The sequence below is a fragment of the Luteimonas sp. AC640a genome (assembly GCF_979256585.1).
In genome coordinates, this window is sequence record NZ_CEEDOV010000006.1 from 1 (window position 1) to 19,245 (window position 19,245).

The window sequence follows — 19,245 nt, forward strand, 5'->3', positions numbered from 1 at the left end:
TTTTCTTTGGTTCCGTTTCTTTTGGGCCAGCAAAAGAAATGAACCCGCTCGCCGCAAGGCGAGTGGAAGCGTTTGATCTTGCTTCTCGCCGTGAGCGCGAAGCGGAATAGCAACGTCAGACGCTTTCGTCCGCTGACGCGGCCGAGTTCATTTCTTTTGGTTGACGCCAAAAGAAACAGAACCAAAGAAAAACGTCTCCCCGACACGTCCGAAGCCCGCGGCGTCATGTCCACCGGGATGTTCCGACTCGGCATCCTGCCTCGGTCGGAAAACGCCGCCCATCCATTGGCGGCGCCCTCCGGGTAGGCGGCTGCTGGAAGACGTCACGAGTTCGTAGAAGCAAAAGCGGGTGCAACAGCAGAAGCCACTGCAACAGCGGAGAGCGAACCGCGAACAGCAAACACTATTCCGCCGGCGGCTTCTCCACAGCGTCCCGCCCACTCTCCGCCTCCGTCTCCTCATCCCCATACACACCCACGCCATGCCGGAAGCTCAACGTGCCGCCGAGCCAGCCGGCCACGCCGACCAGCACCGCCATCGTCGCCGAGGACAGCAGACCCCACGGCCACACCGCTTCGGTGTGACCGGGCAGACGCAACCACACACCGAGCGCCGCCATCGCCAGCACCATGACGGCGACGATGAAGTGGTTCCAGGCCGAGACGTGCCGGCGCACGACGCGGATCGACATCATGTCGATCGTGCCGACGATGCCGGCCAGTACGCCGAAGCCGAGGCCGCCGACGTTGAGCCAGAACGAGAGCTCGGCCCAGAACGCGGCACCGAGCCAGAGGTAGAGCACGTCGGTGACCACGACCATCGACAGGAACGCGATCGGAAACGTCACCAGCATCGGGTGGATGGGGTGCTTGGCGATCGCCAGCACGCTCTCCACGGTGTGGCTCTGCGTATCGGGAACGGGTTGGCGTAGATCCTTGCGCATCGGAAATCCGGGTCAGGCGCAGGTCGGCAGCAGCGCGACCGGCAGGGCGGTGAAGACGACGCCGATGGCGGCGATCACGGCGACGAGCGCCGACAGTGCGGTGAAGAAACGCAGGCGGGTGGTCTCGCTGCGGCCGTCGGTCTGCGCGCGCGCGGATCGCCAGGCGCGCAGCGCGTTCGTGCCGAGCAGGACGATGACGGCGAGTGCGAGCGCGGTCAGCGCCCACAGCACCCAGGTCATCATCTCCAGTCCGGCGACCGGCTCGCGCCACAACGCACGTGCGCAGGCCAGGCCCTGCAGGCTGTAGACCACGACGAAGTGCAGCGCCCAGACCACCAGCGGCATGGACATGCGGGTCAGGCCGATCGGCAATGCCGCGCTCATGCGACTCTCGGGAACAGGTGCACCAGCGCCCACACGATCAGCCCTTGCGCGATGACGTAGCGCCAGAAGCCGGTCGCGATACGTGCTTCGAGACTGCGCACGCCATCGACATGGCCGTGATGGATGCGCAGCGCGACGAAGCCGGCGATCAGCACCGCCACCGCGATGTGCAGGGTCTGGAAGCCGGCCAGCGTCCAAACGACCGAGCCGTAGGCATGCCGCTGTGGTGCGCCGACAGCCTCGGCGATCGCCGGCAACTGCAGGGCGAGGCAGGCGATGGCGGACAGGATCGCGAACGCGCTCCAGACCACCGCGGCGCGCGTATGGCCTGCGCACAATGCGATCGGCATGCGCCACGCGCCGACGCCTGTCGCGATCAGCGCGCCGAGCGCGGCGAGCATCGGCGTCGATGCGGTCAGTGCTGCGCCGCCGCCGGGCCAGGCCGGCGCGTTGAGCCACAGATAGAAGTAGGCGAACACCAGCGAGGCGAACAGCGAGCCGACGATCATCAGCGTGCCGACCAGCGCCCACCAGCCGGGTGCATTGCGCGCGGTTGCCTGGGTGGGCAGGCGCAGACCCGGTGCGACCTCGATCTCCAGCGGCGTCTCGCGCCCATTGACGGTCCAGGCCCAGCGCAGGAACAGCCCGATCAGCGGCAGCAGCATCAGGATCGACAACCAGTACTGCGAAGTGATGAAACCGCCGAGCAGCACCGCGATCGTCAACGCCGCGATCAGCGGCAACCAAGTGGAATCCGACAGCCGGATCGCCTGTTCGGGCTGCGCGGACTGGATGCCGGTGCCGAGGATCCAGCGGCGCCCGTCGACGGCCTCGCCGAGCATGCCGTCGGTCCGCCGCGTCGCCTCGACCACGCCCGAGTCGCGCCATAGCGGGTCGCGATCGTCGACCACCGGAATCGACGCGAAGTTGTACTTCGGCGCCGGGTGCGGCAGCGCCCATTCCAGCGTGCCGGCCTGCCAGGGATTCTCGGTGCCGCGGCGTCCGAGGCGGAAGCACAGCGCCACGTCGATCAGGATCGCGACGATGCCGACCGCGAGCACGAAGCCCGCCGCCGTTGACAGCAGGTTAAGCCACTGCACGCCGAGCTCCATCGCGTAGCTGTCGACACGCCGTGGCATGCCGACCAGGCCGGTGATGTGCATCGGCAGGAAGGCCAGATGGAAACCGATGAACACCAGCCAGAAACCACTGCGGCTCAGCGATTCGGACGGCATGCGTCCGCTCGCCAGCGGCAGCCAGTAGTACAGGCCGGCGAACATCGGGAACATCATTCCGCCGATCAACACGTAATGCAGATGCGCGACGACGAAGTGGGTGTCGTGCGCCTGCCAGTCGAACGGCACGAACGCGAGCATGACCCCGGTCAGGCCACCGCAGACGAAGGTGATGAAGAAGCCGATGATGTAGAGCATCGGCACGCGCAACCAGGGTTTGCCGGCCCACAGCGTGGCGATCCACGCGAAGATCTGGATACCGGTCGGGATCGCCACCGCCATGCTCGCCGCACTGAAGAACGCCAGTGCCAGCAGCGGTATGCCGACCGCGAACATGTGGTGCACCCACAGGCCGAAACTCAGGAACCCCGTCGCGACCAGTGCCAGCACGACCCAGGTGTAGCCGACGATCGGACGGCGCGCGAAGGTCGGCACGATCGTCGACACCACACCGGCCGCCGGCAGGAAGATGATGTAAACCTCGGGGTGGCCGAACAGCCAGAACAGGTGCTGCCACAGCAGCGGATCGCCACCGCGCGCGACCTCGAAGAACGCGAAATCGAACGCGCGCTGGATCTCCAGCAACAGGCTGGCGAGGATCAGCGGCGGAAAGCCGAACGCGATCATGAAGGCGGTGACCAGCACGGCCCACGCGAACAGCGGCATGCGGGTGAGGTCCATGCCCGGCGCGCGGGTGATCAGGATCGCGACGATCAGCTCGACGGCCGCGGTCACGGCGGCGATCTCGGCGAAGGTCACGCCGATCAGCCAGAAATCCGCGCCCTTGCCCGGCGAATACGTCGAATCGGTCAGCGGCGTGTACATGAACCAGCCGCCGTCGGGCACGCTGCCGAAGATGAAACTCGAATACAGAAAGATGCCGCCGAACAGGTAGCACCACCATCCGAACGCCGACAGGCGCGGGAACGGCAGATCGCGCGTGCCGAGCATCTTCGGGATGAGATACATCGCGAAGCCTTCCATGATCGGCACCGCGAACAGGAACATCATCGTCGTGCCGTGCATGGTCACGAACTGCGCATAGCGTTCGGGGTCGAGCACGTTGAGACCCGGCCACGACAGCTGCAGACGGATGAACATCGACAGCATGCCGCCGATCAGCAGGAAGACCAGGCCGGTGACGATGAAGCGCAGCGCGATCGTCGTGTGGTTGACCGCGGTCAGCTGACCCACGAGGCCGCGGCCATTGGCCCAGACGCGTTCGAGCAGGGCGATGCGCTCGGCGTGACGCAGCTGGTCGCCGGGCGTGGGAATCGTGTGGTCGGGAGTCAGGGTGCTCACAGCACGTCCTCGGATGCGCCGTGACGCGGGGGCGCGCGGCCGGCGGGATGGCCGGGCGCGGGGGCTTCGATGGCGGGGGCGGGCTCGCGTGCGGCCAGCCAGTCTTCGATCGCGGCGGCGTCCATCACGCGCACCGGAAACACCATGCGCGCATGTTCGAGCCCGCAGAACTCCGCGCACTGGCCGCGCATCGGCGTAGCCTGGTCGGCGCGCAGGCGCAAGGTGTTCACGCGGCCGGGAATCGCATCCATCTTGCCGCCCAGGCGCGGGATCCAGAAGCTGTGGATCACATCACTGCTGGTGATGCGGTACTCGACCATCGCGCCCAGCGGCACGGCCAGTTCGTCGACGCTTTCGCCGATCACCTGTCCATCGGCGTCGCGATACCGGAAATGCCATTGCCACTGCCGCGCGGTGACTTCGACCACCGCATCGGGTTCGATGCCGACGCCGGTCACGCGTGCGCTGGTCAGGCTGCCGTAGACCAGCAAGGCGGCGAGCACGACGGTGGGAAAGGCGAGCCCGCCCCAGACCACCAGGCGCTCGGGCCGGCGCAGCGCGCTGTCGCTGTCGCGACGTCGCAGTGCACTCCACAGCAGCACCAGCACCAACGCCCAGACGCCGGTGAACGTGCCCGCCATCAGCCACCAGCCGCGTGCGATCTCGGCAGCGGCCGGGCCGGCAGGATCCAGCGCGGATTGCGGACCCGCACAGGCGGTGACGAGCGCCACAAATGCGGCGCCGGGCAGAACGCCGGCAGTGCGGCGGAGCCGGTTCTTGATGTCGATTGCTGCAGCCCCGTCGTCCACGTACAAAGCCTGCCGGTCGACAGGCCCGCGGCCACGCTACCGATCGGCGCGGCCACGCTCCGTGAATGCGTTATCACGACGCGGTCTTTGCGAACCACTCACGGCATCAGCCACGGGCACGCCGCAGTCTCATGGATTGAGACACTTTGCAGGCACGGTAGGCGCGTGAACCTGACCGACAAGCTCGCGATCCTCGCCGACGCCGCCAAATACGACGCCTCCTGCGCGTCGAGCGGCGCGAACAAACGCGACTCGTCGAAGACGGGTGGCATCGGCAGTACCGAGGGCATGGGCATCTGCCACTCGTATACGCCGGACGGCCGTTGCGTCTCGTTGCTGAAGATCTTGTTGACGAACTTCTGCGTGTTCGACTGCGCGTACTGCGTCAACCGCGTGTCGAGCAACGTGCGCCGCGCGCGCTTCACGCCCGAAGAGGTCGTGACGCTGACGCTGGATTTCTACAAGCGCAATTACATCGAAGGCCTGTTCCTCTCCAGCGGCATCATCCGCAGCGGCGACTACACGATGGAGCAGATGGTCGAGGTCGCGCGCAGCCTGCGCGAGGATCATCGCTTCGCCGGCTACATCCACCTCAAGACGATTCCCGACGCCGCGCCGGAACTGCTCGCTTCGGCCGGCCGCTACGCCGACCGCCTGAGCATCAACATCGAGCTGCCGACCGAGGCCGGCATGACCGCGCTGGCGCCGGAGAAAACCCATGCCGGCATCCACGGCGCGATGGGCGAACTCAAGTGGCGCATCGACGAGGACAAGGATGCGCGCCGGGTCAAGCGCCAAGGCGTGACCGTGCGCCGCGCGAAAGCGCCCCGCTTCGCACCGGCCGGGCAGAGCACGCAGATGATCGTCGGCGCCGACGACGCCAATGACCGCAGCATTCTGGAAACCAGCAATCGCATGTACGGCACGTACCGGATGCGGCGGGTGTACTACTCGGCTTTCAGTCCGATTCCCGATGCCGCCAAAAATCTGCCGCTGCAGTCGCCGCCGCTGCTGCGCGAGCATCGGCTGTACCAGGCGGACTGGCTGCTGCGTTTCTACGGCTTCGATGTCGAGGAAATCACGCCCGACGCGGCCAATGCCGAAGATGTGGATGCCGAGACGCCAGGCATGCTCGATCTTGACGTCGATCCCAAGCTGGCCTGGGCCTTGCGCAATCCGACACGCTTCCCCGTCGACATCAACCGCGCCCCGCGCGAGATGTTGCTGCGTGTTCCAGGCTTGGGCACGCGCAATGTCGAACGCATCATCGCCGCGCGGCCGCATGGCGCCCTGCGCCTCGATGACCTCGCGCGTCTGCGCGTGCCGCTGAAAAAGATCATGCCGTTCGTGATCACGCCCGGCCATCACCCGCGCCAGCGTCTCGACGACCCCGCACGCCTGCGCAACGAACTCGCCCCGCAGCCGCGGCAGGCGAGTCTGTTCTGATCGATCTTGGTCACGCATTTGGACAGCAGATCGCAGCGCGCGTGCTCTGAAGCCTTCCCCCGCGAGCGGGGGATGAAAGCGATCCGTTTGCGCGGCATGCCCGCGCGGATCGATCGAATGCCCGGCGAGCTCCGCCGGGCTGGACGGGTTGGGTGGGGGCAAACGTTACGGTTGTCGCGACGTGTGGGTTCGCTCCCATCCCAACCTTCTCCCGCGCACGGGGGAAGGAGACAAGCGCGCACCTCCGCGCCCGATCCGGGTCTGGTAGGAGCGGCCCTGGTTGCGCTTCTGGAGGATGGTCTGCTGCAGCTTCGCCATTCCACGCTCGATGCATCCTGCGCGGCATGAGCACGCTCGCGCCCCACATCCGCATCTCCGCCCAAGTCGACCCGCCCTGGGACGCCCACGCTTGGCGTGCCGCCGCGCGCGCTGCCCTGTGCGCAGGCCTGCCCCCCGAACGACTCGACTGGAGCGGCGGCGCCCAGGGCTCACTGCTCGGCGGGCTTGATCTCGCGTCGCTGCCCGCGCAACGCACCGCCCCGCGGGTGCCGTCCGAATTCCTGTCGCTCGCCGGTGCAGTGCTCTGCAACCGGGCCGAGGACCGCCACGGTCTGCTCTATCGCATGCTCTGGCGCATCGCCGAAGGCGAGCGCGCGCTGCTGCAGCGCGCGTCCGATCCCGACGTGCATCGCGCCACCACGATGGCGCAGGCGGTGCGTCGCGACAGCCACAAGATGAAGGCCTTCGTGCGCTTCCGGGAAGTGCCCGGCGACAAGGAGCACTACATCGCCTGGTTCGAGCCCGACCATCACATCGTCGACCGCGTCGCACCGTTTTTCGCGCGGCGCTTCGCCGGCATGCGCTGGGCGATCGTGACGCCGTACCGGACGGCGACGTGGGACGGCGAGTCACTGGCGTTCGCCGATGGCGGCGCGCGCGCCGATGCGCCCACCGAAGATGCGCGCGAGGAACTCTGGCGCACGTACTACGCCAACATCTTCAACCCGGCGCGGCTCAACACCACGATGATGCGCGCCGAGATGCCGCAGAAGTACTGGAAGCATCTGCCGGAAGCTGGGCTGTTGCCCGATCTCGTCCGCGACGCCGGCCTGCGCGTGCGCGAGATGGCCGAGCGCGAATATCAAGCGCCGCGCCGCCGCATTCCCGCGGCGCCAGCGCCTGCACCCGTGGTGGCCGGCACACTCGAGGCACTGCGCGACTCCGCGCGCGATTGCCGTCGCTGCCCGCTGTGGCAGCCGGCGACGCAGACCGTCTTCGGCGAGGGGCCGTCCGGCGCACGCACGATGATCGTGGGTGAGCAGCCCGGCGATGAAGAGGATCTGTCCGGGCGCCCGTTCGTCGGCCCTGCGGGGCGTCTGTTCTCGCGCGCGCTGGATGAACTCGGCATCGACCGCAACACGCTGTACCTGACCAATGCGGTCAAGCATTTCCGTTTCGAGCCGCGTGGCAAACGTCGCCTGCACAAACGGCCGGACGTCGCCCATATCGAGGCCTGCAACGGCTGGCTGCGCGCGGAGATCGCACAGGTCAAACCCGAGCGCATCGTCTGCCTGGGCGTGAGCGCGGCACGTGCGGTGTTCGGTCCCGGCATACGGCTGACCGAGGCGCGTGGCATCTGGCGCACGCGCGAGGACGGCGTGCGCGCGTTCGTCACCGTGCATCCCTCATGGGTGCTGCGCCAGGGCGATCCGCAGGCACAGGCAGACGCCTATGCCGGCTTCGTCGACGATCTGCGCCAGTTGCTCGCGGCCTGATCCTGCGTCGATGCGACGAATCGCGTAGGCGCGGGTTTCGCGCCGCTTCCATGAACGGCAACGTTGTCTGTTCACCTGCACTTCGCGGCGGTCGCCGAACACTCCGCGCATCCCAATCGCAGGAGCGTCACGATGCAGCACACCACCGCCATCCGTGGCCTTGTTCTGGCCCTCTCGCTCGCCGCTGGCGCCGCCGTCGCCCAGGACGCCATGACCAGCACCCAGGTGCGCGCCGCACTGACCGAAGGCGGCTACACCGACATCCACGACGTCGAGTTCAAGGATGGCGTGTGGAAGGCCGACGTCACCGACGCCAAGGGCACCAAGATCGACGTGCGCCTCGACCCGGCCTCCGGCCGCGTCTATCCGGAGACCGCGGGCGCGACCAGCCTCGGTGAAGCCGACATCCGCGCCAAGCTGACCGCCGAGGGGTTCACCCGCATCGAAGACGTCAAGTTCGACGACGGTATGTGGGAGGCCGAGGCCGACAACGCCCAGGGCCAGCGCATCGATCTGAAGCTCGACCCGGAAGACGGCCGCATCGTCAGCCAGTCGCGCGACTGATCATCCGCGTCGCGATACCAGAACGCCCGGCTTCGGCCGGGCGTTCTGCTGTGCGGAATTGGGAGATGAGGCGTCAGTCGCGGGCGTGATCCGGAATCGGCACGTCATGCGGCATCTCGTCGCGCACGCAGTTCGCAGCGTCCTTCGGCGCTTCCGCATTCGTGTCTACGCAGCGCGCGGCGATCATCGCCCAGCGTGACACCGCGTCTTCGCGCGCCGACAGCGCATCCGTCGCGACCATCCAGCGGGCGATATCGACCAGCTGCGCACGTTCGTCGAGCGACGACACTGCATCGATCGCCGCGGTGCTGACGATGAAGCTGTGCGCGAAGGCCGCAGTCGTGCGCTCGGTCGAGATGTCCGGCGCGGCGATGCCGCCCGGCGCCTCGAGCAGCGCGTGCAGGCGGATCGCCTCGCGCGCCTTGAGGTCGCCGGCCGAGCCGATGCTCATGCGCAGCAGCACGGTCGCGCTCAGTGCGCCGATGAAAATGCCGATCATCAGGACGAACACGGCGCCGACCAGGAGCGGACCACGCGGGCGTGGCGCATCGGTGTCGTCTTGGGAATTCTGGTGCACGCGAACACTCCGTCGCCAGCCGGTTGCCGGCGGCGGCATAGGCTAGCGCAGCGCGGTCGCGATGCGGCGGTCGGAGGTGCGACCGATCAGCGCAGCCAGCCCGCCAGTTCCTCGCGGCTCAGGCGGCCGTCGCGGTTGCTGTCGATTGCGCTGAATTCCGCATCGAGCGCCGGATGCGCCTTGGCCTCGGCCCGGCTGATGTAGCCGTCGCCGTCGCCGTCGAGCGCGGTGAAGTCGACGCGATACTGGTCACCCAGCGCCGAACGCGGCTCATAGGAGCGGACGATGATCTGCGGGCCGTCGTCGCGATCCATGGTGACCACGCCGGTCTGGCGGCCGGATTGCGAAGACACCTGGGGTTGCGCATCGACCTGCTGCAGCGGCGAGGTCGTGACTTGGGCGAACGCAGGCGATGCGGCGGCGAGCGTGAGCAGGCCGGCGGCGATGGATGTGCGGATCATGGAGCCCCTTGTGATGTGTCCTGAGACCACAGGGTCGCAACGCGCGCCGGCATGACGCGTGAATGCGCCAGACGGCGGACTCAGCGATGGCGCAAGCGCAGCAGGACGGTCTGGATCGTCAGCACCACGCCAATGCCGAGCGCGACCCAGGCGGATGTCACCGCGCCCGTCAGCGGCCATTCGGTCTGCTTGAACCACACCGCGAACAGGCCCCACAGCGCGATCGCCAGATAGGCGATGTTGCCGCGCATGCGCAGGTTGAGCACCAGCAACACGACGGCCGAGATCGCCCACAGTGCGAGACTCCAGCCGAGCATGCGGCTGGTCGACAGCAGTTCGTAGGCGACGATCGTCTGTGCCACGTTGAGGAAGGCCGCCAGCGACAGCCAACCGGCATGGATCGACAGTGCCAGCCACGCCAGCCGGTAGCGCTTCGCATTGCCCGGGCGCGAGAGCTGTACTGCGCACCAGGCGAGGCTCATCAGCGCGCCGAAAATCACCACCACGCACGCCCAGAACAGGCCAGCGGAAAATAGCGGCATCCAGATCGCGGTGAGGAAGAAGCCGAGTGCGGCAACCGGCGCGATGCGGCCGAGCAGCTGGTCCGTTCGACGGGTGCCGGTTGTCTGCCAGATCGCGTAGAGCAGATCTAGCAGGAAGATCAGGCCCCAGACCGAGAACGCGTAACCCGCGGCGACCAGCAGTGTTGGATAGCGGTCGGAGATCGTGCCCTGGTCGGGCCCGAAGACACCGGTCTGCGACAGCCAGGCGATGACCGGCATCGCGATCGAGCACAGCAGGACGAGCAAGCGCATGGCGGCGTTTTTCCGGCGGGAATCGGCGCGGATGCTCGCACCGGGGGCGTGAGGGTGTCGTGGGATCGTGCATGTGAGCCCCTCTCCCTTTGGGGTGAGGAGGCACGCTTGCGAGCCAATGGCTCGCGTGTCTACGAACGCCCTCGCGCTGGCGCAAGGGCCGGGGCGCGGGGGTTGGGGTGCGGTTGCTGTTCGCGAGGGCCAACACGCGTGCGCGGATGCGCACGCGTCATTCGTGAGGTCGTGCGCGAGGATGGAAAAGCGATGTTTCGCCGAAGCTTGCCGCGAGCGTCGTTCCCTCACCCCACCACCTGCGTCGCAGGTGGTCCCTCTTTACCCCGGCGGGCACGTAGTCCCTGAGAACCTGTTCAATGTCCTGCTGCGCTTGCCAGCTGGCGCGTGTGCGGTGCTCGGAATGCTCACGTACCACCCGTACGCTGCGCTTCCTGCGCTCCACCACGCGCCATCTGGCGGCGCTCGCGACGGACCTTGAACAGGTTCCGAGGGAGCGGGACGCCGGTGCATTCCGCCTTCGGCGGAAAGGGCATCACATTCCGCTATGCCGCAGCAACGCCGCGATATCCGGATCGCGCCCGCGGAACGCACGGAAGTTCTCGATCGCGTCGCGGCTGCCGCCACGCGACAGCACTTCGTCGCGGAAGCGCTGGCCGGTTTCCGACAACTGATCGGTCGACTCTTCGAACGCCGCATACGCATCCGCGCTCAGCACCTCGGCCCACTTGTAGCTGTAGTAACCCGCCGCGTAGCCACCCGCGAAGATGTGGCTGAACTGGTTCGGGAATCGGTGCCAGCCGGGAATGCGGGTGACCGCGATCTCGTCGCGTACGCGTTCGAGCAACGCCTGCACGTCGTCGCGGCCGGCGTCGAAATCGGCGTGCAGCAGCATGTCGAACAGCGAGAACTCAATCTGCCGCAGCGTCTGCAGACCACTCTGGAAATTACGCGCTGCGAGCATGCGGTCGAAGAGGTCACGCGGCAGCGGTTCGCCGGTGTCGACGTGCGCGGTCATCGCCTGCACGCGGTCCCACTCCCAGCAGAAGTTCTCCATGAACTGGCTCGGCAGTTCCACCGCGTCCCATTCCACGCCGTTGATGCCGGCGATCGGCAGCGTGTCCACCTGGGTGAGCAACTGGTGCAGGCCGTGGCCCATCTCGTGGAACAGGGTGGTGACTTCGCCGTGGGTGAACGTCGCCGGGCGGCCGCCGGTACCGCGACCGAAGTTGCAGACCAGGTAGACCAGCGGCGTCTGCACGCCATCAGTGGTGGCGCGGCGGTTGCGGCAGTCGTCCATCCACGCGCCGCCGCGTTTGCCTTCGCGGGCGTAGAGGTCGAGATAGAACTGCCCGACCAGCGCGCCGTCGGCGTCCGTCAGACGGTAGAACCGCGCGTCCTCGTGCCAGACCGGGGCCTCGTCGCGTTCAACGCGCAGGCCGTACAGCGACTGGATGACGTCGAACAGCCCCGCCAGCGCGCGATCCTCGGTGAAATAGCGTTTCACCGTCTGCGCCGAGTAGTCGTAGCGCGCCTGACGCAGGCGGTCGCTGGCGAACGACATGTCCCAGGGTTCCAGCGACGGGATGTCGAGCTGCTCGCGGGCGAATGCGGCCAGTTGTTCGCGGTCCTCTTCGGCATGCGGGCGGGCGCGCGTGGCGAGATCGCGCAGGAAGGCCAGCACCGCGTCGGGCGCGGTCGCCATCTTGGTCGCGAGCGACAGTTCCGCATAGTTCGCGTGGCCGAGCAGGCGCGCTTTCTCCTCGCGCAACGCGAGGATGCGGGCGATCAGTGGTCCGTTGTCGAGCGCTTCGGGGCCGGACTCGGATGCGCGCAGGCCATAGGCGCGATAGAAACGCTCGCGCAGCGCGCGATTGGTCGCATACGTCTGGATCGGCAGATAGGACGGCATCTGCAGCGTCAGCTTCCAGCCGTCGCGTCCGTCGCGTTCGGCCGCGGCGCGCGCGGCGGCCAGGGTCTCCTCGGGCAGGCCATCGAGTTCGGCGAGATCCTCCACGTACACCGCGAACGCATCGGTCGCATCGAGAACGTGTTCGGAGAACTCGGACGACAGCTTCGCCAGCGCCTGCTGGATGTCGGAGAAGCGCGCGCGCTCGGCGTCATCGAGCGCAGCGCCGCCGAGCCGGAAATCGCGCAGTGCGTGCGCGAGGACGCGTCGCTGCAGCACATCCAGACCCAGCGCGTCGGCCTGGTCGGACAGTGCCTGGTAGGCCGAGAACAGGGCCTGGTCCTGCCCGAGCGCGCTGAAGAAACGCGTCACCTTCGGCAGCGCGGCGTTGTAGGCCTCGCGCATCACCGGCGTGTTGACCACCGCGTTGAGATGACCGACCTGGTTCCACGCGCGTCCCAGCCGCTCGGTCGCATCCTCCAGGGGCGCGACCACGCTGTCCCAGGCGACCGGCTGCGCGCGACCGGCGAGGGCCAGTGCGGCCTCGGCCTCGGCGACCAGCGCGTCGATCGCGGGCTGTACATGGGCCGGCTCGATCTCGTCGAAGCGCGGCAGGCCGGTCTGATCCAGCAGCGGGTTGTCCATCATGCGGGCCAAGGTGTGGAGAAGGCGGCGATTCTAGGCGCGGGTGGATGTAGGGATCGTGTGGGCGCGTGGCGCGACGGCTTGGGCGTATCGTGGCGGCCTCGCCCCCGCGCCGCGTCCGCAATGCATTCGATCGAAGTCGTCCTGGTGATGCTGCTGGCCGTGGTCGCCAGCGGTTACCTGACCCGCGTGCTGCCGCGCTGGCTGCCGCTGCCGCTCCCGGTGATGCAGATCGCGCTGGGCGCGACGATTGCCGGCGTGTTCGGCCAGGGGGTGACCCTCGATCCGCATCTGTTCTTCGTGCTGTTCCTGCCACCGTTGTTGTTCCTCGACGGGTGGCGTATTCCCAAGGCCGGTCTGTTCCGTGATCGCGGGGTGATCCTGCAGCTGGCGCTTGGCCTGGTGGTGTTCACGGTCATCGGCGCGGGTCTGCTGATCCACTGGATGATCCCGGTGATGCCGCTGCCGGTCGCGTTCGCACTGGCGGCGATCCTGTCGCCGACCGATCCGGTGGCGGTGTCGTCGATCGCTGCGCGCGCACCGATTCCCAAGCGCGTGATGCACATCCTCGAAGGCGAATCGCTGCTCAACGACGCGTCCGGCCTGGTGTGTTTCCGCTTCGCCGTGGCCGCAGCGTTGACCGGCACGTTCTCGCTGATGTCGGCATCGCTGACCTTTCTGTGGCTGGCGCTGGCCGGCGTCGCGGTCGGCGTGTTGCTGACCATCGGCATCAACCGCGGCCACGCGATGGTCTCGCGCGTGTTCGGCGAGGAAGCGGGCACGCCGATCCTGATCAGCCTGCTGACGCCGTTCGGCGCGTATCTGCTGGCCGAACAGATCGGCGCCTCGGGCATCCTCGCCGCGGTCGCCGCCGGCGTGACGATGAGCTACGTCGAACTCAGCGGCCGCGCGCTGGCGACCACGCGGGTACAGCGCGCAGCGGTCTGGGACACGGTGCAGTTCTCGCTCAACGGCATCATCTTCGTGCTGCTGGGCGAGCAGTTGCCGTGGATCGTCGAACGCGCGGTGCGTTCGGTGCGCGAAGCCGGCCACGTCGATCCCTGGTGGCTCGCGGTTTACGTCTTCGCAATCTACGGTGGCCTGTTCGCACTGCGCTTCGCGTGGGTGTGGGTGTCGCTGCGGATCGGGCTGTACCGCAGCGGTCGCCACGACACGCGGCCGCGCGTGCGCCTGGTCGCGGCGATGTCGCTGGCCGGCGTGCGCGGCGCGATCACCCTGGCCGGTGTGCTGACCCTACCGCTGCTGCTCGACGACGGCACGCCGTTCCCGACCCGCGATCTGGCGATCTTCCTCGCCGCCGCGGTGATTATCCTGTCGCTGCTGCTCGGCAGTTTCGCGCTGCCGCGCCTGCTGCGCGGACTGGAAGTGCCGGAAGCGGACGAGGATGACCGCGAACTCGACCGCGCCCGCCACGAGGCCGCCGTGGCGGCGGTGGCCGCGGTTGAACGGGCGCAGCATGCGCTGCCGGCCGCGCAGGCCAACCCCGATCTCTACGCCAGCGCCGCTGTGCGGGTCATGGCCCTGTACGAAGAGCGCCTGCGCCGCGACGGCGCGCTGGGGGTGGACGCCGCCGAACTGCGCCGCGCCGACGAGGCCGAGCGCGCGCTGCGCCTGGCGGGCGTGCACGCGGAACGCGAACGCATCTACGCACTCGCGCGGCACCGTGAAATCTCGGAAGAAGTCGCCCGCAAGCTGGTGCGCGATCTGGATCTGATGGAAGCGCGGTACCGGTAGGGCGGTGTCATCTGGGCGACGCGTCGCGGAACGGGACGTTGCGCTCGAATCGCCCTCCACCGTTGTCCAAGCGGTTTTGAACTGAAGCACGTCTTGTCCAGCTGGGGTCCATTTTGACGGGGGACTTCAACGCGAAAATGGATCCCAGCTGCCGCTGGGATGACGAGCTAGCAGCAGCTCAACCCGGTTGCCAGTCGAACGCCAGCGTCTCGTCGCGCGCGAAGCGCTGCAGGTGGTTCTCGATGACCTGCTGGTAGCGCTCGCTGTCCTCGGCGGTGGGCTGGGTCAGCACGATGCGCAGCGTGTCGTCTTCGACGAAGAAATCGGCGCCGTTGTCCTCGCCCTGGAACGGGATGAAGGCGTGCCCTTCTTCATCGTCGCGGGTGATCTCGAACTTGTGCCGCCAGTGGTTGCACAACGTGCGCAGTAGGCGCGGCGCGTCGTTGGACGCGGTGGTCGCGGTGGTGGTGATCGACATCGTGGACTCCTGCGAGCGGCGCGTCGCCGCGGCCGCGAGCATAGGCGGCCGCGCCGGCGTCGTGAACCCCGGCGCGCCAACGCAGTGTTGCAGGGGCAATGCCGCACACTGTGCGGCCCTCGTTCGAAGCAGGTGTTCCATGGCTGATGCCGCCGCGCCGCATGCGTTTCCCTGGCCGGTCGTGCTGTTCGATCTCGACGGCACCCTCGTCGACAGTGCGTCCGACATTGCCGCGGCGGTCAACCGCCTGCTGGCCGAACTCGGTCATCCGCAGGTCGACGAGGCCACGGTGCGCAGCTGGATCGGCGACGGCGCGCGCCAGCTGATCACCTCGGCGCTGCAGCACGCGGGCGAGACGCAGACGGTGGATGCAGTGATGCCGCGTTTCATGCGCCACTACGCAGATTGTCTGCTGCTCGAGCCGCGTCTGTATCCGGGCGTCGAATCGACCCTGCAAGCGCTGCAGTCCGGCGGCGTGCGCATGGCCGTCTGCACCAACAAGCCATCGCAGTTCGTACCGCCGCTGCTCGAAGCGCTGGGCATCGATGGCTATTTCGACGCGGTGCTCGGCGCCGGCGATCTGCCGGAGCGCAAGCCGCATCCGTTGCCGCTGCTGCATCTGGCCGAAGGTTTCGGCGTCGATATCACGCAGTGCCTGATGGTCGGTGATTCGGCGGCCGATGCCGGCGCGGCGATCGCGGCCGGCGCACCGCTGGTGCTGGTCGGCTACGGGTACCGCCGCGACTTCGATCTGCATGGCTGCGGCGCGCTTGCGGTGATCGATCGGTTCGAGCAGCTGCTCGAGCTGCACTGACGCGGTCTGGTATGCGATGGGTTTCGCTGCGCTCGACCCATCCTACGAAGCGCTGCACGCGCGAGCACTCAACGCATCGCGAACAGCCGCGCCCGCACCTCGGACGCGATCCGCGCGGTCTCGCGCAACGGCGTGACATCGAACGGCGGCAGCGCGCCTTCGAGCGGTCGCGCGCGGCAATCGGCGATCAGGCCATCGACAAAGCGCTGCGGCGCACCATCGAGCGGGCCCGGTGCGAACACGAACACCGGTGCGCGCGTCGCGCAGGCCTCCGACAGCATGTTGACCGAGTCGGACGAGCACACGATGCGGTCGGCCCAACCGAGCAGGCCGGCATACGGATTCGCGCCGTCGCGGTCGTCCGTCCAGACGCAGCCAGCGCGTCCGGCATAGCGCGCACGCAGCGCATCGCGCACGGCCGGCGACGTGCGCCGCGAACCGGTCAGCAGCAGGCTGCCGCCAACGCGCGCGACGCTCGCATCGAGCGTATCGGCGAGCGCATTGAACGCGGCGACATCGAAACGCCCGTGCCGCGAATCGCCGCCGAGCAGCACCGCGATCCGCGGGCCGGGCAGGGCGCCCAGCGCGGGATGGGCATCGCGCGCGGCGGCCAACCATGCGTCGTCGACCGGATGCAGGCTGCCGCGCGCCACCAGCACGTTGTCACCGCGCAACGCGTCGTGCTCGGGCACAACGACGAGATCCCAATGCCGCGCGTCGATGCGGGGATCGAGAATCTGCACCGTACGCGCGCCGCGCTGCCCGGCCAGGCGTGTCGCGAGTGCGGCCTGACGGCCACAGCCGATCGCGATGTCCGGTGCTGCTTCAAGACGTGCCGCGTAATCGCTGCCGAAGGCGTGCAGTGCAAACGGCAGTCGTCGTGGCGACGCCCAGCGCCAGGGCGCGCGCGGATCGAGATGCAGGGCCTCGTGCTGCGGCGACAGCGCGGCAGCCAGCGCTTCCGCTTGGCGCGCGTTGCCGGCGCGCCCATCGCTGAGCGCCCAGATCCGTCCGTAATCCCGCTCTTCGCCTGGTCGACGTTCCACGTATGTGATCATCCGTTCCGGCCGGCGCACGCGTCGCGCCGCCGCAGGACTCTACACTGCGGCCCTGCCTGGCCCCATCCGACGAGGTTGCCTGATGACCGATGTTCTGCCCGATGCCGCGCTCGACCAGCTGTTCCGTACCGCCCGTACCTACAACGGGTTCAGCGGTGACATCAGTGACGACACGCTGCGCCAGCTCTACGATCTGCTGAAGTTCGCGCCGACGTCGGCCAATTCATCGCCCGCGCGCTTCGTGTTCGTGAAGTCGGCCGAGGGCAAGGCGAAGCTCGGCCCGGCATTGAGCGAAGGCAACTTTGATAAGACGATGTCCGCGCCGGTCATCGTGATCGTGGCCCACGACGAAGACTTCCACGAGAAGCTGCCGTTCCTGTTTCCGCATACCGACGCCAAGAGCTGGTTCGATGGCCCGCGTGCGGACCGCGAGGTGCCGGCGTTCCGCAACGGCAGTCTGCAGGGCGCATATCTGATCCTGGCCGCGCGCGCGCTGGGTCTGGATGCCGGCCCGATGTCGGGCTTCGACAATGCCAAGGTCGACGAAGCGTTCTTCGCCGGCACCGCGATCAAGTCGAACTTCCTGGTCAATCTGGGCACCGGCGATCCGTCGACGATCTTCCCGCGGTCGCCGCGCCTGCCCTTCGACGAAGCCGCGCGCATCGTCTGACGTTTTTCCCGCGCGCCGGCGATCCGGCCGCGCGGTTTCTGCCCACCACCTGTTCGAGGACCCGCCCATGCGTACCGCCCACCTGCTGCTCCCGCTTGCCGCCGCCCTTGCCCTCGCCGCCTGCGCCCAGCAGGACCCGGCGCCGGCGGATGCCACACCGCCAGCCGCTTCCGCGCCTGCGCAGCCGTCGACCGAAGCACCGGCCGACGCCGCCGCGCCGACGGCCGAAGCCATCACCGGCGTCTCGGGCACCTACGTGCTCGATCCCAAGCACACCGACGTGATCGCGCAGTGGAGCCACTTCGGCTTCTCCAATCCGGTCGCGCATTTCGGCGAAGTCTCCGGCCAGATCGTCTACAACGCCGAGAACGTCGGCGCGTCGTCGGTCGAAGTCACGCTGCCGCTGTCGGGCCTGAACTCGCACGTCGGCGATTTCGACGATCACCTGCGCAGCGCCGATTTCTTCGACGCGGCCAAGTTCCCGAACGCCACGTTCAAGAGCACCGCCGTCGAAAGCGCCGGCACCAACCAGCTCAAAGTCACCGGTGATCTGACGATCAAGGACATCACCAAGCCGGTGGTGCTGGACGTGACGATCAACAAGTTCGGCGAGCAGCCGATGGCCAAGCGCGCTGCCGCCGGTTTCGATGCCGTGGCGACGATCAAGCGCAGCGATTTCGGCGTCGGTGCGTACGCGCCGAACGTCAGCGACGAAGTCGAACTGCGCATCACCACCGAGGCCGTCGTCGCCGAAGGCACCGCCCCGGCCGCGCCTGCCGCACAGTAAGATTCCGCGTCACGACGCCGGCGCATGGGTCTCCCTGCGCCGGCGTTTTCGTTTCCGCGTTCCGGAACTGCCGTCATGAAAGTCCTTCGTCCCGCCGACCAGCGCGGCCGCACCACGCACGGCGCCCGCACGCGCCTGTGCGCGTTCTCCAGCGGCGATTTTTACGATCCCGACTGGACGGGCTTCGGCGCGCTGCGCCAGCTCAACGAGGAGCACCTGCCACCCGGCGCGACCGTGCAGTCGCAGCGCGTGGCGAACATGGAGCTACTGGTGTTTGTGCTGGACGACACACTCGTCCGCGATGGCGTATCGCTCGACGCCGGTGCGTTGGCGTGGACCGGCGCCGGCCATGCCAGCGACACGCCGGTCGAAACCGCGGGCGCCGAGGGTGCGCGCGTGTTGCGCATCGCGATCCAGCCGGACCGCGTCAATCTGCCGCCTGCCACCGGCATCACGCGTGTTGCCAGCGAAGCGGGATGGACGCTGCTGGCCGCGCCTGACGTTGATGAGAACAGCCTGCCGATTCGTCAGCAGGCCTGGCTGCGCCATGCGCGACTGGCGCCCGGCGCACGTCTGGACGTGACGCTCGAGGCCACGCACCGGCACTGGCTGCAGATCCTGCGCGGTGGCGTGGCCGTCGACGGCCACGCGCTGGTCGCCGGCGACGCGCTCGGCCTGTACGACGAAGCCATCACCACCGATCTCGTCGCCACGACCGGTGGCACCGAACTCCTGCTGATCACGCTGCCGGGCTGAGCCCGTCTGCATGGCCGCGCGGTAGAATGGCTGCCTCCACGCCGATGAAA

General features: G+C 68.0%; 18 protein-coding genes. 8 read left to right on the forward strand and 10 right to left on the reverse strand.

What is annotated here, in order from left to right; translation table 11 throughout:
- Positions 1-403: 403 nt before the first annotated feature.
- The 4 genes from ACZ9YD_RS03515 to ACZ9YD_RS03530 are packed head-to-tail and all read right to left on the reverse strand — an operon-like array spanning position 404 to position 4,673.
- Positions 404-943 carry a DUF2231 domain-containing protein gene (locus ACZ9YD_RS03515; protein WP_465073770.1) on the reverse strand — a complete coding sequence of 180 codons (540 nt, stop codon included), beginning with the start codon at positions 941-943 and terminating at the stop codon, positions 404-406.
- Positions 944-955: 12 nt separating this feature from the next.
- Positions 956-1,327 carry a hypothetical protein gene (locus ACZ9YD_RS03520; protein ID WP_465073771.1) on the reverse strand — a complete coding sequence of 124 codons (372 nt, stop codon included), beginning with the start codon at positions 1,325-1,327 and terminating at the stop codon, positions 956-958.
- The gene (gene ctaD, locus ACZ9YD_RS03525; protein WP_465073772.1) at positions 1,324-3,864 is read right to left on the reverse strand and encodes a cytochrome c oxidase subunit I; all 2,541 of its coding nucleotides are present in this window, start codon (positions 3,862-3,864) and stop codon (positions 1,324-1,326) included. The genes ACZ9YD_RS03520 and ctaD overlap by 4 nt, the downstream gene beginning before the upstream one ends.
- Entirely contained in the window at positions 3,861-4,673 is an 813-nt protein-coding gene (locus ACZ9YD_RS03530; RefSeq protein ID WP_465073773.1) for a cytochrome c oxidase subunit II, read from the reverse strand. The genes ctaD and ACZ9YD_RS03530 overlap by 4 nt, the downstream gene beginning before the upstream one ends.
- Positions 4,674-4,838: 165 nt before the next feature.
- Here ACZ9YD_RS03530 and ACZ9YD_RS03535 point away from each other — a divergent pair, with 165 nt between their 5' ends.
- The 3 genes from ACZ9YD_RS03535 (at position 4,839) to ACZ9YD_RS03545 (ending at position 8,458) form a co-directional block, all read left to right on the forward strand.
- Complete coding sequence (locus tag ACZ9YD_RS03535; protein WP_465073774.1) at positions 4,839-6,119, forward strand: putative DNA modification/repair radical SAM protein; 1,281 nt, start codon at positions 4,839-4,841, stop codon at positions 6,117-6,119.
- A 344-nt stretch (positions 6,120-6,463) separates the two neighbouring features.
- Positions 6,464-7,894 (forward strand): UdgX family uracil-DNA binding protein, encoded by a 1,431-nt coding sequence (locus tag ACZ9YD_RS03540; protein ID WP_465073775.1) that lies wholly within the window; start codon positions 6,464-6,466, stop codon positions 7,892-7,894.
- A gap of 132 nt (positions 7,895-8,026) precedes the next feature.
- Complete coding sequence (locus ACZ9YD_RS03545) at positions 8,027-8,458, forward strand: PepSY domain-containing protein (RefSeq protein WP_465073776.1); 432 nt, start codon at positions 8,027-8,029, stop codon at positions 8,456-8,458.
- Between the two features lie 73 nt (positions 8,459-8,531).
- Here the strand turns inward: ACZ9YD_RS03545 and ACZ9YD_RS03550 are convergent, their stop codons facing one another.
- The 4 genes from ACZ9YD_RS03550 to ACZ9YD_RS03565 form a co-directional block, all read right to left on the reverse strand.
- On the reverse strand, positions 8,532-9,035 hold the full coding sequence (locus ACZ9YD_RS03550) for a hypothetical protein (RefSeq protein WP_465073777.1): 504 nt from the start codon (positions 9,033-9,035) through the stop codon (positions 8,532-8,534).
- Positions 9,036-9,121: 86 nt separating this feature from the next.
- Positions 9,122-9,496 (reverse strand): EF-hand domain-containing protein, encoded by a 375-nt coding sequence (locus tag ACZ9YD_RS03555; RefSeq protein WP_465073778.1) that lies wholly within the window; start codon positions 9,494-9,496, stop codon positions 9,122-9,124.
- Between the two features lie 80 nt (positions 9,497-9,576).
- On the reverse strand, positions 9,577-10,311 hold the full coding sequence (locus tag ACZ9YD_RS03560) for a hypothetical protein (RefSeq protein WP_465073779.1): 735 nt from the start codon (positions 10,309-10,311) through the stop codon (positions 9,577-9,579).
- A 547-nt stretch (positions 10,312-10,858) separates the two neighbouring features.
- Positions 10,859-12,877: a M3 family metallopeptidase gene (locus ACZ9YD_RS03565; protein WP_465073780.1), complete on the reverse strand. Its 2,019-nt coding sequence runs from the start codon at positions 12,875-12,877 to the stop codon at positions 10,859-10,861.
- Positions 12,878-13,000: 123 nt separating this feature from the next.
- Between ACZ9YD_RS03565 and ACZ9YD_RS03570 the strand changes: the two genes are divergently transcribed.
- A complete protein-coding gene (locus tag ACZ9YD_RS03570; protein WP_465073781.1) occupies positions 13,001-14,632 on the forward strand; it encodes a Na+/H+ antiporter in 1,632 nt (543 codons plus the stop codon).
- A gap of 178 nt (positions 14,633-14,810) precedes the next feature.
- Here the strand turns inward: ACZ9YD_RS03570 and ACZ9YD_RS03575 are convergent, their stop codons facing one another.
- A complete protein-coding gene (locus ACZ9YD_RS03575; protein WP_465073782.1) occupies positions 14,811-15,110 on the reverse strand; it encodes a DUF2218 domain-containing protein in 300 nt (99 codons plus the stop codon).
- Positions 15,111-15,249: 139 nt separating this feature from the next.
- On the opposite strand from ACZ9YD_RS03575, the gene ACZ9YD_RS03580 reads away from it, so the two are divergent.
- On the forward strand, positions 15,250-15,924 hold the full coding sequence (locus ACZ9YD_RS03580; RefSeq protein ID WP_465073783.1) for a phosphoglycolate phosphatase: 675 nt from the start codon (positions 15,250-15,252) through the stop codon (positions 15,922-15,924).
- A gap of 68 nt (positions 15,925-15,992) precedes the next feature.
- Here ACZ9YD_RS03580 and ACZ9YD_RS03585 read toward each other — a convergent pair whose 3' ends face one another.
- Complete coding sequence (locus ACZ9YD_RS03585) at positions 15,993-16,970, reverse strand: mitochondrial fission ELM1 family protein (RefSeq protein WP_465073784.1); 978 nt, start codon at positions 16,968-16,970, stop codon at positions 15,993-15,995.
- A 94-nt stretch (positions 16,971-17,064) separates the two neighbouring features.
- Here ACZ9YD_RS03585 and ACZ9YD_RS03590 point away from each other — a divergent pair, with 94 nt between their 5' ends.
- The 3 genes from ACZ9YD_RS03590 (at position 17,065) to ACZ9YD_RS03600 (ending at position 19,195) form a co-directional block, all read left to right on the forward strand.
- Positions 17,065-17,652: a malonic semialdehyde reductase gene (locus tag ACZ9YD_RS03590; RefSeq protein WP_465073785.1), complete on the forward strand. Its 588-nt coding sequence runs from the start codon at positions 17,065-17,067 to the stop codon at positions 17,650-17,652.
- A gap of 67 nt (positions 17,653-17,719) precedes the next feature.
- Positions 17,720-18,439, forward strand: a complete 720-nt coding sequence (locus ACZ9YD_RS03595) for a YceI family protein (RefSeq protein ID WP_465073786.1) — start codon at positions 17,720-17,722, stop codon at positions 18,437-18,439.
- Positions 18,440-18,514: 75 nt separating this feature from the next.
- A complete protein-coding gene (locus ACZ9YD_RS03600) occupies positions 18,515-19,195 on the forward strand; it encodes a pirin family protein (RefSeq protein ID WP_465073787.1) in 681 nt (226 codons plus the stop codon).
- Positions 19,196-19,245: the final 50 nt, after the last annotated feature.